The sequence below is a fragment of the Streptomyces sp. NBC_01384 genome, from assembly GCF_045040035.1.
Classification (GTDB): Bacteria; Actinomycetota; Actinomycetes; order Streptomycetales; family Streptomycetaceae; genus Streptomyces.
Genome location: NZ_CP109559.1, coordinates 7,920,798 through 7,935,794, shown reverse-complemented (window position 1 = coordinate 7,935,794; position 14,997 = coordinate 7,920,798). Strand labels below are relative to the sequence as shown.

General features: G+C 70.9%; 10 protein-coding genes. 4 read left to right on the top strand and 6 right to left on the bottom strand.

Going from position 1 to position 14,997, the window contains the following annotated elements; genetic code table 11:
* Nucleotides 1–25: 25 nt before the first annotated feature.
* The 3 genes from OG747_RS35975 (at nucleotide 26) to OG747_RS35965 (ending at nucleotide 5,140) form a co-directional block, all read left to right on the top strand.
* A complete protein-coding gene (locus OG747_RS35975) occupies nucleotides 26–865 on the top strand; it encodes a response regulator transcription factor (RefSeq protein ID WP_405883515.1) in 840 nt (279 codons plus the stop codon).
* Between the two features lie 351 nt (nucleotides 866–1,216).
* A complete protein-coding gene (locus OG747_RS35970) occupies nucleotides 1,217–4,036 on the top strand; it encodes an AAA family ATPase (RefSeq protein ID WP_405883514.1) in 2,820 nt (939 codons plus the stop codon).
* A 312-nt stretch (nucleotides 4,037–4,348) separates the two neighbouring features.
* Entirely contained in the window at nucleotides 4,349–5,140 is a 792-nt protein-coding gene (locus OG747_RS35965; RefSeq protein ID WP_405883513.1) for a S1 family peptidase, read from the top strand.
* 374 nt (nucleotides 5,141–5,514) lie between these two features.
* On the opposite strand, the gene OG747_RS35960 is transcribed toward OG747_RS35965, so the two are convergent.
* The gene (locus OG747_RS35960) at nucleotides 5,515–6,759 is read right to left on the bottom strand and encodes a winged helix DNA-binding domain-containing protein (protein WP_405883512.1); all 1,245 of its coding nucleotides are present in this window, start codon (nucleotides 6,757–6,759) and stop codon (nucleotides 5,515–5,517) included.
* Nucleotides 6,760–6,938: 179 nt separating this feature from the next.
* Between OG747_RS35960 and OG747_RS35955 the strand changes: the two genes are divergently transcribed.
* On the top strand, nucleotides 6,939–8,099 hold the full coding sequence (locus OG747_RS35955; protein WP_405883511.1) for a magnesium and cobalt transport protein CorA: 1,161 nt from the start codon (nucleotides 6,939–6,941) through the stop codon (nucleotides 8,097–8,099).
* Between the two features lie 336 nt (nucleotides 8,100–8,435).
* Here OG747_RS35955 and OG747_RS35950 read toward each other — a convergent pair whose 3' ends face one another.
* The 5 genes from OG747_RS35950 to OG747_RS35930 all read right to left on the bottom strand — a co-directional run bounded on the left by OG747_RS35950 (nucleotide 8,436) and on the right by OG747_RS35930 (nucleotide 14,984).
* The gene (locus OG747_RS35950) at nucleotides 8,436–9,713 is read right to left on the bottom strand and encodes a cation:proton antiporter (RefSeq protein WP_405883510.1); all 1,278 of its coding nucleotides are present in this window, start codon (nucleotides 9,711–9,713) and stop codon (nucleotides 8,436–8,438) included.
* A gap of 13 nt (nucleotides 9,714–9,726) precedes the next feature.
* Complete coding sequence (locus OG747_RS35945) at nucleotides 9,727–11,127, bottom strand: cytochrome P450 (RefSeq protein WP_405883508.1); 1,401 nt, start codon at nucleotides 11,125–11,127, stop codon at nucleotides 9,727–9,729.
* Nucleotides 11,124–12,266 carry an alpha-hydroxy acid oxidase gene (locus OG747_RS35940; RefSeq protein WP_405883507.1) on the bottom strand — a complete coding sequence of 381 codons (1,143 nt, stop codon included), beginning with the start codon at nucleotides 12,264–12,266 and terminating at the stop codon, nucleotides 11,124–11,126. The genes OG747_RS35945 and OG747_RS35940 overlap by 4 nt, the downstream gene beginning before the upstream one ends.
* Before the next feature lie 5 nt (nucleotides 12,267–12,271).
* Entirely contained in the window at nucleotides 12,272–13,861 is a 1,590-nt protein-coding gene (locus OG747_RS35935) for an NAD(P)-binding domain-containing protein (RefSeq protein WP_405883506.1), read from the bottom strand.
* Nucleotides 13,862–14,354: 493 nt separating this feature from the next.
* On the bottom strand, nucleotides 14,355–14,984 hold the full coding sequence (locus OG747_RS35930; RefSeq protein WP_405883505.1) for a PhzF family phenazine biosynthesis protein: 630 nt from the start codon (nucleotides 14,982–14,984) through the stop codon (nucleotides 14,355–14,357).
* Between the last annotated feature and the right edge of the window lie 13 nt (nucleotides 14,985–14,997).

Below are 14,997 nucleotides of genomic sequence, written 5' to 3'. Positions count from 1 at the left end.
TACGCCGCGACGAAGGGGCGATCAGGTGGCAGCAGACGCAGCCGAGGCGCTGGAGATGCGTGGTGCGCTGGTTCGGCTGCGGCGCGCCACGGGGCTGCCGGTCGCCTTCGGCGGACTGGTCGAGCCGGGGCGCGCGCAGATACGCATCAGCGAACTCAGCGGTACGGCGACGCCCGCGCTCAGCGCCCTCGCCGTGTCGTCCGGCAACGGCCTCGGCGGCAAGGCGGTGGCCCTCGCCCGGCCCTGCGCGGTGACGGACTACTCGACCTCGCGGCAGATCAGCCACGAGTACGACACGGCGGTCGCGACGGAAGGGCTGTGCTCGGTACTCGCGGTCCCCGTTGTCGTACGCCGTCGGGTGCGCGGGGTGTTGTACGGCGCCCTGCGGACGGCCCAGCCGCTGGGTGACCGCACGCTCGGCGCGGCCGTGTCGGCGGCCCGGGACGTGGAGCAGGCGCTGGTCGTCCGGGACGAGGCGCAGGGGCTGCTGGCCGTCGCGCGGGAGCCCGAACCGGCCGTCGGGGGGCCCGCGTGGGAGGAGGTGCGCGAGGCGCACGGGGCGCTACGGGCGCTGGCGCCGCGGATCGTCGACCCGGCACTCAGGGCCGAACTCCTTGATGTGTGCGGGCGGCTGGCCGGCGCGGCGGCGTCCGACGCCCGGGCGCCACACGTCGGCCTCGCCCCGCGCGAGGTCGACGTCCTCGCGTGTGTCGCGGCCGGGGCGACCAATGGGGGCGCCGCCGAGCGATTGGGGCTTCGCCCGGAGACCGTCAAGGGGTACCTGCGCTCGGCGATGCGCAAGCTGGGTGCGCGTACGCGGTGGGAGGCGGTGGTCGCTGCGAGGCGGGCCGGGTTGTTGCCGTAGGGCTGGACGGGGTTGTTGCCGTAGGGCTGGACGAGGTTGTTGCCGTAGCGGCGGACGGGGTCGTGCCGTAAGGGCGGGCAGGCTTTCGGCGCTCCTCGTCCCGGCTCTGCCCGCTCCGCGGCCTTTTCGCCGTCGCCCCGCGACGGTTTACCACCCGACCGTCCCTTTTGAGCGCTTCGCACTCCCGAGCGCCGGCCACTCCCCGGCCTCTCCTGGCAACTCCCATTCAATCAAGCCTGCCCTGAAATACCTTATGCAATCCCCTCTGTTATTTCCCTCACCACCCCGAGACTCCGAAATTCAAAGCACCATTGCCTAATATTGGCCCGGACACGCCATGCGAGGGGAGCGGTGACCGTGCGAGGGGACTTCAAGGAGCCTGCGAGACCCCGCCCCGACCTGGTCATCGGCCGGGAGGAGCTCTTCGCGGGCGCGCGCGACCAGCTCTCCGACGGCGGCAGTGTGCTGGTGCACGGCCCCGCGGGAATAGGAAAGTCCACCGTCCTGCGTGCTTTGGCCGCGGAATGCGCCGAATCGGCACGCACCGTGTTGCGCTGCTCCGCGACCGAGTCCGAATCCCATCTGCCCTTCCTCGCGCTGGCCGACCTCCTCGGCCTGGCGGTGGACGAGGTCTCCGACCGACTGCCCGCCCCGCAGCGCACCGCCCTCGAATCGGCGCTCACCGGCCGCGGAGAATCGACTCTGCAACGGGACGGCCTCGCCCTGCGCCTCGCGGTCCTGTCCGTAGTGCGCGCGCTGGCCGCGCAGGGCCCCGTCCTGATCGTCGCCGACGACCTCCAGTGGCTGGATCCGGCCAGCACCGAACTGCTCGGTTTCGCCGCGCGCCGGCTCGGCGAGATGCCCGTACGGATGCTGTGCGCGGTCCGCACCGACACTGAGCCGCAGGACCAACAGCACGACCGCTATCTCCGCGTGTCCCCGCCGAACACCCTGGCTGTGCGCCTCAACCCGCTCCCCCGCGCGCAGGTCGCCGAACTCCTCGGCCACCGCGGCTACACCGGACTGCCGCGCACGACCGTCCGCGACATCCACCGCACCAGCGGCGGCAATCCGCTCTTCGCGCTGGAACTGGGCCGCGCGCTCGCCGAGAACCCGGTCCGGCCGAGCCCCGGCGAACCACTGCCCGTGCCGACCTCGCTGCGTGCGCTCGTCCTCAGCCGCCTGGAGGCGCTGTCCCCCGAGGCCCGTCGCACCCTGCTCGTCGCCAGTGCCGGGGCCCGCCCCACGCTGGCGCTGCTGCGCGCCGCCGGGCGCGAGAACGCCGAGGCGGAGACCGCGCACGCGGCCTCGCTCGGGCTGCTGGCGACGGAGCGCGAGACGCCGGGCATCCGGTTCGCGCATCCGCTGATCTCGGCCGCCCTGTACGCGGAGGCGAGCGCCCAGGAGCGGCGCGCCGCCCACGCCGCGCTCTCCACCGCGGCCTCCGACCCCATCGAGCGGGCCCGGCACCTCGCCCTGGCCACCACCGGTACCGATCCGCAGGTCGCCGCCCGGCTCGGGGAGGCTGCGGCCGCCGCCCGGGACCGCGGCGCACCCTCGGTCGCCGCCGGGCTCGGGCTGCTGGCAGCCCGGCACACGCCCCCGGACACCGTGCCGGGCCCGGACGAGCGGCGGTTGCAGGCGGCCGAGGACGCACTGACCGCCGGGGAGTCCGACCTCGCCCGGGACATCGCACGCGAGGTGCTCCGCCGGGTCACCGCGCCGGCGGACCGGGTACGGGCCTGGATGGTCGTCATCGACGCCGCGGGCAACTCCATGGCCGAGGTCGACGCCGTGTTCCCGCAGGCACTCGCGGACGCGGGCGACGACCCCCGCCTGCTCGCCCTGGTCCGCTACCAACTCGCCTGGCGGGCCCTGCTGATCGACGGCGAGATGGCCAAGGCCCGTGAGGAGGCCGCCAGCGCGGCCCAGCTCGCCGCCCGGGCCGGGGACCGGCCCAACGAACTCCTCTCGCTGGGCTTCCAGGCCCAGATGGAGACCCTGATGGGGCACCCGGACGCCCCGGCGACCATCCAGCGGGCGATGCGCGAGCCGCAGGACCCCCGCGTGGCGTGCGACCACAACGGAGCCGGTGCCGCCCGCTTCCGCTGGCTGATCATGGGCGACCAGCTCGCCGAGGCACGCACCACGATCACCGCGCTGCTGCGCGAGGTGCGGCGGCGCGGGATGGTCGAGAGCGAGGTGCACTTCCTGCGTGGGCTCGCCGAGACCGAGCTGCGCTCCGGGCACTGCGGGCGGGCGCTCGACCTGGCCCGCGAGAGCCTGCGGCTGGCCCGCGACACCGGGATCGGCGAGGCGGCCACCGCCATGTTCACCTCGCTCGCCGAGGCCGCCGGCGGCGACGTCGACCGGGCGCTGGCACTGGCCCGGGAGGCCGTGGACCGCGCCGAGGAGGACGGCGACCTGGTCTACCTCTCGCGCGCCCTGGGCGCCCTCGGGCACGCCCAGCTGGTGTCCGGGGACTCACCGGCGGTGGTTCAGTCGTTGCGGCGGGTACGGGAGTTGGAAGAGCGGCTCGGGGTCACCGATCCCGCCCGCGGACGCTGGCACGGCGACCTCGCCGAGGCGCTGGTGCGGATCGGCGAGCCGGTCGAGGCGCAGGACGTCATCGACGCCACGCGGGCACGGGCGCTGCGGCTCGGGCGCGAGAGCGTGCTCGCCGTGCTCGACCGGGCGGAGGCGCTGGTACGGGCCGCACGCGGTGAACAGGAGCCCGCGGTACGTCAGCTGACGGCCGCTCAGGACCGGCTCGGCAAGCTGGGATACGGCCTGGAGGAGGCCCGGGCCGCGTACGCCCTCGCCGGGCTGCGCACCCACCGGCCCGGGCCGACCTCGTACGACGAGGCGACCCGGCTGTTCCGGCGGTGCCGTGCGCTGCCCTGGCTGCGGCAGGTGGAGTCGGCGGCCGCGACCGGTCCGACCGCCTCGGCCACGGCGGCGCCGGCACCCGCCGCGCTCGACACCCTCGCCGCGACGGAGCGTCAGGTCGCCGCGCTCGTCATGGAGGGCGCCACCAATCGGGAGATCGCCGCGCGCCTGTTCATCAGCGTGAAGACGGTGGAGGCGACGCTGACGCGGGTGTACCGGAAGTTGGGGATACGGTCGCGGGTGGACATCGTGCGGTTGGCGGCGGGGCGTCGGAACGGGTGAATTCTGAGGGCTCCGCCCCCAGACCCCGAAAGATCGCGCAGTTCCCCGCGCCCCTTTCAGGAACGCGGGGAACTGCGCGAGCAACCCCCACCCACCCACGGTCGAAGGATCCCCGGACTAAACCCCAGGTCCCACAGACAAGGGTTTTCCCTCCCGCAACTCCCCTAGGGGGTTCCCCTCTTGGATGCGGAACGTTGCGCCTTCTAGCGTGAGCGACGTGCCGCTCGCTCGGGCACACGGCGTCAACCCACGGACGCCGTGCTCACCCCCCACACCCGCGCGTCCCCCCACCGGCAACCTCTGAGGAGACCCATGTTCGGGCTCACCCGCGCCAAGAAGGCCGCCGCTCTCGGTGTCGCGACCACCGCCGCCGCCGCGACCGCTCTCCTGGGCGCACCGAGCGCCGTCGCCGCCCCCCAGCCGATCGTCGGCGGCACGACGACCACCACGACCGCGTACCCGTTCATGATGCAGATCACGGACGCCTCGCAGAACCAGTTCTGCGGTGGCACCCTGGTCGCGGCCAACAAGGTCGTCACCGCCGCCCACTGTATGGTCGGCGAGACCACGAGCAGCGTCCGCGTCGTCGGCGGCCGTACCTACCTCAACGGTACGAACGGCACCGTCAGCAAGGTCAGCAAGATCTGGATCAACCCCGACTACACCGACGCCACCAACGGCGACGACGTGGCCGTACTGACCCTGTCGACGTCGATGTCGTACACCCCCGCGTCGTACGTCGCCTCCACGGACACCAGCGTGTACGCGACCGGCGCCACCGCCCGCATCGTCGGCTGGGGCACCACCTCGGAGAGCGGCAGCTCCTCCAACCAGCTGCGCACCGCGACCGTCCCGATCGTGTCCAACTCCAGCTGCGCCAGCTCCTACGGCTCCGAGTTCGTGGCCTCCGACATGGTCTGCGCCGGTTACACCAGCGGCGGCACCGACACCTGTCAGGGCGACAGCGGCGGCCCGCTGCTCATCGGCGGCGTCCTCGCAGGCATCACCTCCTGGGGCAACGGCTGCGCCGAGGCCGGCTACCCGGGCGTCTACACCCGCCTGACGACCTTCTCGAACCTGGTGACGACGCAGATCAACTCGTAGTCACCAGTCGTCGGTCACCGGTCACCGTTCCTCAGTCACCGGCGTCGAAAGGCTCCCCAGTCTCCTGAGTACCCCTCAGGTAAAAGCCAGGGGGCGTTGCGGGCCTCCACGAGCGGCCCGCAACGCCCCCTATCCACTGCTCCCCCATCCTCCTCCCCCACTCTCGGCCTCGCTCGAAGTGCAGCTCCTCGGCGACCGTCCGGGACTGTGGGACCCCTGCTTGAATGGTGGCCGTTGGAGGTGATGGGCATGGTGTCCACCGACACGCGGGCGGCTGCACCCTGATCGGGCTCGGGGTGGCGGTGACGGGTCGCGCGGACTGAGTCCCCCGGACGGACGCACGGGCGCTACGCGGCTCGAGTGACGTACGTGGCCTACGCGGCCACGGCCCCGAAGCGGATGTCGTACGACGCCGACGCGCCGGACAGCGTCCGGAGCAGCCTCTCGGCCTCCACCACCACCTCGTCCCGCTGGGCCTTCGTGAGCCGGCCGAACGGCTCGATGGTGAGGACGTCCCCCTCCTGTCGCCACAGACCTGCCAGGAAACCGTCGACGAGCAGCGTGCGGTACGCCTGGTTGCCCGCCCAGGTGCGCCCTTTGAGGTCGGCGGGCACCACCCGGGAGCGGTCGGCGTGCGAGAGGAGCAGGTTGTCGAATTCGGGCAGGAAGCGGGGCGGGGCCGGGGTGTCGGCGTCGGGGCGGGGCGCGTCGGGGAGGTCGAAGAGTTCGACGCCGTTCTCGTCACGGAAGGTGAGCAGCTGCGGGCGGAGGCGTTCGAAGACCTCGCGCAAGCGGGTCAGCCCCGCCCAGGTCTGCATGTCCTTGACGGAGGCGGGCCCGAACGCGGCGAGGTAGCGCAGCACGGCCGCGTCGGGGGCCGGGGACGGCTCGGTGGGGCGGCCCAGCCAGTGTTCGGCGGTGGTCAGCGCGACCTGGCCGCTGCGGCCCCACAGTCCGCGCGGGGTGACCTGGACGAGCGGCAGCCGGCAGCGGGCGGCGACCGAGAGCGCGAACGGGTCGGCGTCCGGCCAGTGGACGAGCAGCTCCTCGCGCAGCTGTTTCATCGTGCGCGGCTCGGCCTCCACCAGGTCACGGCTGATCGCGGCGAGCCGGTCCAGATCAACGCCCACGAGCCCCTTGCGGAAGTTGTTCAGCTCCCGGTCGCGGGCCCCCTGCACGAGCGGCCGCAGGGTGAGGACGTCGTCGGCGGTGTGGGTGTGGATGGTGGAGCGCAGGGTCACGATGCGGACGACGGCGCGGTCCTCCATGGCCGTCGACAGCTCCTCGGGCCGGAACCCTTCCAGCCGGGCGGCGAGGGCGTAGTACGGGGGCTTCACGTTCTGCGCCTGAAGGCCTACGAGGTGCCGGACGGCGTCCGTGGCGGTGCGACCGGCGGACCGGCACAGGAGGAGCTGGCGGGCGAGGGTCGCACGGTTGAGGGCGCGGGTGTCGAGCACGGGTGCGGACGCGGATGCGAGCACGGGTGCGGACGCGGGTTCGGGTGCGGACGCGGGTGCGACGAGGTGGGTGCCGACGCCACGCGCCTCACTCTCGCCGCCGCGCGCCTTGCTCCCGCCGCTGACCGTCTTCCCGTCCCTGCCGCTCGTCTTCGTCGTCATGCTGTGCACGCTAACGAGACTTGCGGACACCTTCTGTCCGCAATCCTTGGGGACCTCCGCGGGGCCCTCCACGGGAACGCCCGCCCGGACGGCAGCCCCCCTTCCCGTCCGCGACATTTGACCCGTATATCCTTCTCCGAGATCACAGCGACGTACCTGCGACATGGGAGGCAGCCGCAATGTCCGAGCGACGCCCCCGTCCGGCCGCCAAGAACGGCAGGAAGTCCGTCTGGCGGCGCGCCCTGAACGCACCGGCCGCGACCGGCCTGACGCCCCCGGTGCCTCGCGCCGACCCGCCGGAGCCGGAACCCGTCGAATCCGGCAGCGTCGTACAGGCGGCCCTGTACCGCGACGGCGTACGGGTCTCGACCCCCGCCTCCCTCGCCGACACCTTCCGAGAGCTGCGCGACCAGCCGTCCGGCATGGCGTGGATCGGCCTGTCCCGCCCCACGGAGGCCGAACTCCTCTCCCTGGCCGCCGAGTTCGACCTGCACCCGCTCGCCGTCGAGGACGCGATGGAGGCACACCAGCGTCCGAAGCTGGAGCGCTACGGCGACACCCTCTTCGTCGTCCTGCGCGCCGCGCGCTATCTGGACGCGCCGGAGGAGGTCGACTTCGGCGAGCTGCACGTGTTCGTGGGACCCGACTTCGTGATCACCGTCCGGCACGGCGCGGCACCGGACCTGTCGGCGGTGCGCCGCCGTATGGAGGACTCCCCGGAACTGCTGAAACTCGGCCCCGAAGCCGTCCTCTACGCGATCCTCGACTCCGTGGTCGACGGCTACGTCCCCGTCGTCACCGGTGTCCAGAACGACATCGACGAGATCGAGACCGAGGTCTTCCGCGGCGAACCCGAGGTGTCCCGCCGCATCTACGAACTCTCCCGCGAAATGGTCGAGTTCCAGCGCGCCACCCGCCCCCTGGTCGGCATGCTGCACGGCCTGATGGCGGGTTTCGCCAAGTACGGCACCGACGAGGAACTCCAGCGCTACCTCCGCGACGTCGCCGACCACGTCACCCACACCAGCGAACGCGTCGACGGCTTCCGCCAGGCCCTGACGGAAATCCTGACGGTGAACGCCACTCTGGTCACCCAGCAACAGAACGCGGAGATGCGGGCGCTGGCGGAGGCGGGCTTCGAGCAGAACGAGGAGATCAAGAAGATCTCGTCGTGGGCGGCGATCCTGTTCGCTCCGACGCTGGTCGGGACGATCTACGGGATGAACTTCGAGCGTATGCCGGAGTTGCATTGGGTGCTCGGGTATCCCTTCGCGATCGCCCTGATGGCGATTGTTTGCACTAGTTTGTACGTCATCTTCAAGCGGAAGGACTGGCTCTGAGTAATCGGCGTGCGAGGCGCTTCCGCGAGGGAGTGCAGCCCGGATCGGAGGCATCGAGGCCGCGTTCGAGGCCGCTGGGGAGAATCTGGGGAGAATGAGCGGCGCTCCGATCCGGGCGGGCTCCTGCGATCGCGGGCGTTAACCTGCGGGACCTTCGCCTGGTGTGCCTGCTCATACGCGACTCCTCGGGCCTTCGCCACGACCACCAGTCGGTGGAGGGCGGGACCAGAGTTGCCCATGAGGTGAGTGCGGCAGTAGGGATTCGACTGACACGTCAGCTTCCCGTAACAACTGCACTCACCGCAGGGAAGAACGCCGGGAAATCCTGCCGCCCCCTCAGTTCAATGTCGCCACCGGCGCCTCAGCCTCGTGTGCCTCCTCGGCCAACCGCGACCTGGCGTCGCGGCGGTCCAGCAGGCTCAGCAGTGGAACGGTCATGACCGTGGTGACCAGAGCCACGAGCACCAGCGCGGCGAACAGTTCCTCGCTGACGATGCCGGCCGCCAGTCCGATGTTGAGCGCGATCAGCTGCATGAGGCCCCGGGCGTTCATGAGGGCGCCGACCCGGACGGCCACCGAGGCGGGTTCGCCGCGCAGCCGGGCGGCGGCCCAGCAGCCGCCGAACTTTCCGACCACTGCCAGGACGACCGCGGCGGCCCCGAACGCCGTCACGGACGGGTCGGCGAACACGTCGAATCGGGTGTTCAGGCCGGAGTAGGTGAAGAACATCGGTACGAACACGACCTGGGTCACGGACTGGATGATCCGCACCAGCCGTTCGGACGCCTCGCCCCGAGGCATCGACATCCCGATACAGAACGCCCCGAACACGGCGTACAGGCCGATGATGTCGGTGAACCAGGCAGCGCAGAACAGCATGGCGACGGTGAACAGGATCCTGGTGTCGGCGCCCAGACCCGGCCGGGTCACGATCCAGGCCAGCAGGCGGCGTCCCAGCAGGAACAGTACGGCCACGAACAGCACGGAGCCGCCGACGGCCTTCAGAACGGGCTCCACCTTGCCGGAGGCCACGCTCAGCACCCCGGCGAGCATGATCCAGGCGACGGCGTCGTCGGTGGCCCCTGACGCCAGAGCGAGCGAGCCGAACCGGGAACCGGTCAGCCCCCGTTCGGTGATGATCCGGGCCAGCATAGGGAAGGCGGTGATCGACAGGGCGACACCGACGAACGCGGCCGTCACCCAGACCGAGACCCCGTCGACGAAGATGCCGACATGGCCGTGGGCCACGAGGGTCAACCCCGCGCCGAGCACCAGCGGGATCCCCACGCCGGCCGAGGAGACCGCGACGGCGGTGCCCGCCAGGCCGCGCCCTGCGTGGGCCCTGAACTCGTATCCGGCGGCGAACATCAGGGTCACCAGGCCGATCTGGCCTGCCACGTACAACACCGGCTTCAGCTCGGGTGGGAAGACGTGGGCGGAGATCCCGGGGGCGATCAGTCCGAACAGCGAGGGGCCCAGCATCACTCCGGCGATCATCTCGCCGACCACGGGTGGCTGGCCGAAGCGGCCCGCCACCAGGACGACCAGACGGCACGTCAGCAGAATGATGACGACGGCCAGGAAGAAGGCGGGAGCGAGCTCCACAGGAGTCATGGTCTCGTTCCTCTCAACGTCCGACGGTGACGGAGGTGGCAGAGCCGCCGGAGGAGGCGGCGAAGTAGTTCCGGCACAGGCCCTGGCGCCGCGCATCCCACACCATGTAGCTGCCGAGGACGAGCTGGGTAACGCTGCGTGGGACCGCGGCCCAGCGATCGGCAAGGCGCATCGCCGCCAGCCGGGTCCCTCTGCGGGCCGGCCTCCCGGGCGCCGCACCGGTGCGCGGGACGAGCAGGCAGGGACCGCGACTTGGAAGCGAACGAGTGTGTTCCACGGAGGACTCCAGCCGGAAGCCGCGCAGCACCTCTTCGGCCGCGACCCGCATGGTGAGGACGGCGAAACCACGCGCCGGACAGGGCCGGTTGGCGGTCACCCCGAACGGGATGAAGGCGGACGGCCTGGTGTCGGGCTTCAGCCAACGGTCCGGGTCGAACGGATCACCTCCGGACCCCTGATACTCGGGGTAGTTGAACAACAAGACGGAGCCGGCCGGGATGGGGTCCTGCCCGTCCCGGGGAATCTCCCCGGAGGTGATCCGGTGGGCCACTCCGAACAGCGGGAAGTGCTGCAGCGTCTCGTTGATGACCCGGTCCAGGAAGTCCGGGCCCTCCTCGTCGGCCAACAGGCGGTCCTGGACCGGCCGGTGCGTGGCGAGAGCGAGCAGCAGATGGGCCATCGCCTCCGACATCTGCACCACGGCGGTATTGAAGAACGTGCCCTGCAGGTAGTACGCCTGCTCCCGCGCGGTGAGCGAGGACGGCAGCGGCACGGGCGGGTGGTCGTTCGCCAGCCGGGTCCGCAGGTACTCCGTGAGCCGGGCCCGCCGGTCCATGTGCCTGAGGCTGGTGCACTTCAGGGCGCTCACCACGTCGTCCGCGTTGCCGGTGATCAGGTCCCGGACGTGGCGCGGGCACGGTTCCCGGAAGACCGCCTCGTAGTAGACCTCGGCCCAGACGGGCATCATCAGGTCGCGCAGCCTGACCCCGTGCACACCGCGGGCCGAGCGTGTGTCGAGCTCGTCGAGCACCCGCCGGGTGCAGCGGCCGACCAGCTCCGTCCACTGCTCCCTGGACAGCCCGGCGAGGATCTGCCGCGTGGTCCGGGCCACGTCGTCGTAGCGCGGGCCGGGCTCCAGGTGCTCCTGGTGCACCTCCGGACCCGGCGACAGCCAGTACCAGAACAGGTCGGACAGCGCGGCCCCCCGGCTGCGGCCGTTCGCCGCCGGATGCCCGTACACCCTCTTGAACTCCTCGGCGGGCACCTCCCGGCCCGGAGCCCGGACCCCCTCCTCGCCGCCCACCCAGGTGAAGATCCGCACCCGCAGCGCAATCACGATCCTGGGCAGCCAGTACGGCAGACCGGCGACCAGAGTCGCGGCCACGCCGATGAACAGCCATCCGGTGGGATTCACGCGACCACCCCGCCGAATCGGGTGTCCGCTCCCGGAGCCACGTGGGGGCCCGGCGCGGGCCCCCACGTGGGCACGCGGACCAGATCGGGCGTCAGGTCGGCGAGTCCGGACGCCCCGCACAGGGCCAGCGTGTCGTCGAGTTCGTCGCGCAGCAGCTCCAGCAGCCGCCGCACCCCCTTCTCGCCGCCCTCGGCCAGCGCCCACATCACGGGCCGGCCGATGCCCACGGCGGATGCGCCGAGCGCCAGCGCCTTGACGGCATCGGTGCCGCGCCGGACTCCGCCGTCCAGCACGATCGGGATGCGCCCGGCCACCGCGGCGACAATCTCCGGCAGCAGCTCCAACGTGGCCGGCACGGTGTCGAGTTGACGACCACCGTGGTTGGACAGCAGCAGCCCGTCGACGCCGTGCCCGACCGCGAGCCGGGCATCCTCGGGATGCAGCACACCCTTGAGCAGGATCGGCAGCGAGGTGGTCCGGCGCAGCCAGTCGACGTGCTCCCAGTTCAGCTCCGGGGACATGGCGATCTGGCGTACGTGGCCGCGCTCGCCGTCGCGCAGGTCCACCAGGTTCTCGCAGCGCAGGCCGGGCGGCAGATCGTGGAAGCCGTTGCGCCGGTTGCGTTCGCCCGCGCCCAGCACCGGGGAGTCCACGGTCACCACCAGCGCGGTGCACCCCGCGTCGGTGGCCCGCCCTATCAGTGCCTCGGTGATCTCCAGGTCGGGCTGGATGTAGAGCTGGAACCACAGCGGCGGTGTCCTGCCGCCCTCGACGGCGGCCCGGGCCGCGTCGGCGATCTCGCCCACGGACACCGTGGACGCCATGGAGACGATCATGATGGCCCCGGCTGCAGCCGCGGCCCGAGCCGTCGCCAACTCCCCCTCCGGATCGACCAGTTTGTGGAAGGCGGTCGGGGACAGCAGGACCGGCAGGCTCGCCCGGCTGCCGAGCAGGCTGATGTCCAGCTCCCGTACGGCACTGCCCCGCAGCACCCGGGGCAGCAACTGCAGGCGTCCGAACGCCGCCTCATTGGCCCGTACGGTGATCTCGTCGCGGGCCCCACCCGCGATGAAGTCGGCGTACACGGGGTCGAGTTCGGCGCGCGCGGCGCTTTCGAAGTCGTGGACGGTGTACTGCACGCCGCTCACCGCCCGGCCGGAGCCGGGCGACGGCCCAGCTCACGGGCGAAGAACTCGGCCAACGGGGCGCGATGGGCCTCCGGGTGGTCCCAGTGGTTCTCCAGGCTCTCGGCCATGTGGTGGGTGCCGAGGAGTTCGCCGCCGCCGTGGTGGCGGATCACCGGGTGGAGGTACGCCGCGTCGAAGGCGTCGTCGACCGAGTTCTGGGCGGTGCGGCGCACGGTGATGTCGAAGGGGTCGACCTTGTCGTGGTCGGGGCCGTACTCCAGCGTGACGGTGAAGTAGTCGCTGCTCGCGGTGAGTTGGCTTTCGGGGGCATACACGACCGGCACCTCCTCGTGGTAGCGGACCGGATCGCCGGGTGCCGTCACGATCACGTCGCCAAGGACACCGAACTGTTGCCACAGTGCCGAGCTGCGGTTGACCCGGTCCACCACGGCATCCGCCAGAGCGGCTGGGCTACTCTCCAAATGCCGCTGCGGCCAAGGCCGTTCGTGATGACGTTCATCGAGGATGTGGCTCAGGGCGCGTACGGCGTACCGGAAACCGTGGATGAAACCACCGGTGGACTTCTTGAAGTCACGCTGCTGCATGAGCGTTCCGGCGAAGTAGAGGCCGGGCACGTTCACCGACTCGTACGCCGGGGAGAGCGCGGCGAAGCGGTCGTCGATGACCAGGGCGGGACGGCACTCCGGGTCGAACACCGAGGCGTCGAAGCGGAATCCGGTGCAGACGATCACCCGGTCGTAGCGCAGCTCCTTCACGACCTCGTCGGCCCGGGAGAAGCTGAAGCGGACCCGGTACATGCCGTCGGGGTCCTTCTCGACGGAGAGTACGTTGCCGTCCAACAGAGCGTTCTGCGACTTGAGTTGGTAGGTGTCGAGGAAGTTGTTGTTGACCGCGCGGAGATGGCCGACATAGTGGCTGTTCCAGGCCATGCGGACGGAGTGCGGGCCGGCGACATGGATGACTGCGGCGGTCTCGACAAGGTTGTCAGCGGTCTCCAGGGCGGAGTTGCCCTTCCCGATGATCAGGACGCGCCGGTCGATGAAGTCCTCGGGGTCCACGGAGACGACGGAGTAGTCGTCGGCGGTCTCGATGCCGGGAATGTCGGGGGTGTTGGGCCGGGTGAGCCCGGTGGCCATCACCAGGCGTCGGGCATGATGCTCCTGCCCGTGCTGGTCGGTGACGGTGAAGCCGTCGTCGTGACGCTGGATCCGCTCCGCCCGGGTGTCGTAGGCGATGTCCAGCTTGAACGCCTCGGCGAAGTCGGCGAGGTAACGCACCAGATCGTCGGCGTGCGGGAAGTAACGCTTGCTGTAGCGGGTGAACAGCATCCGGTCGTCCGGGGACAGCAGGGAGTTCCAGTCCATCCGGAGATTCAGCTCGGGATCGTCGGTGCCGTTGTGCACCTTGTTGATGGAGATCAGCTTGCGGTGACGGGGGAACGTACGGAAGAAGGTGCCTGGCGCTCGGCCACTCTCCAGGATCCGGTATCCGTGTCCGGCCGCCTGGAGTAACTGCCCGAGCTGGAGGCCCGCAGGGCCGCCGCCGACCACGAGGTAGTCGAAAGGCTCACTGTCCGTGGAGTTCATGGATATCTCTTTCCGCTCCGGGCGAGGACGCGCCTGAAGACTGGTGGGGGGTGAGAACTAGCAAGGTCCGGTCGAGTGGCGGCTCGTGACGGCCGGGCGCAGTCCCCGTATGGGTCACGTCGCGGGCCGAAGTGCGATGGCAGTGGGCACCCGAGTGGGCTGCGGCCTGGAAGGTCCGGTCAATGCCGTGGTGCGCGACGCGGCGACAAGCCCGGTCGAATGGGGCTGAGCTGCGGGAAAGGCGGGGACCGTACCTTCGAGCGGCATTAACCGAGGCGAGGTCGGCCGGAGCGGGCCTGCTCAGCGACCAGGTGGAGCGGTTCGGGAAGCAGTCGCAGCCGGAAACGGTGCAGCGTGGCGCTCTGGCAGGGGCATGACAGACCCTTCCATCGGTTTTTGTGAAAACTCAATGAGCACCGTAGTGACGATCGGCAGGAACGGGCAACAGCCGCATGAGGGATGACAGGGTTTCGACAGGTGCCCTAGGTGTCCGTCATGGACCGAGCGGCCTTGGACAACGGCTTCGCCGTCCGGTCGGCGAGAGTGCGTAGGTGAAGCAGCCGAGATACCCGAGTCGGCGACACTCGGTTGCCAGCCGATCGAAGTCGGGCTGCATGGACAGCAGTGTCGGGTGATCCCGGACGGGGACGAGAAGTCGTGGCGTGCCGGGCGAAGCGCCCCGTACGCCGGCGGCGATGTCCGCTCGTTGCAGGCCGAGGGCCGCGATGATGCCACCGCCGGTGGCGTCGGCGTGGTCCGCCAGGGCGATGACGCCTTGGTCAAACCAGACTTCGACGCCGTCGCGACGGCGGATGGCGGTCGTGGCGAAGGTGCGGCCTGCGGTGCGCTGGCGCCCGTGGTGCTCGGTGGCGCCGCTGCGGTGCAGCAGGACGGCTTGCGCGGCGATGGTGCCATGGCCGCAGTTCGTGAGTTCTCCGGCGCTGGCGAAGAAGCGCACCGTGGGCGTGTCCGCTGTGCTGGTGTCGATGAACGCGGTGTGGGAGGTGCCGGTCCTGCGGGCGGTGGCGTGCCGGTCGTCGTCGGTGAGCGTGGCGTCGTCGATCATGACCGCGGTGGGGCTGCCGCCCTGCCCATCGCGGGTACAGGCGTTTACCACTGCCATCGGTGGGCCGGCC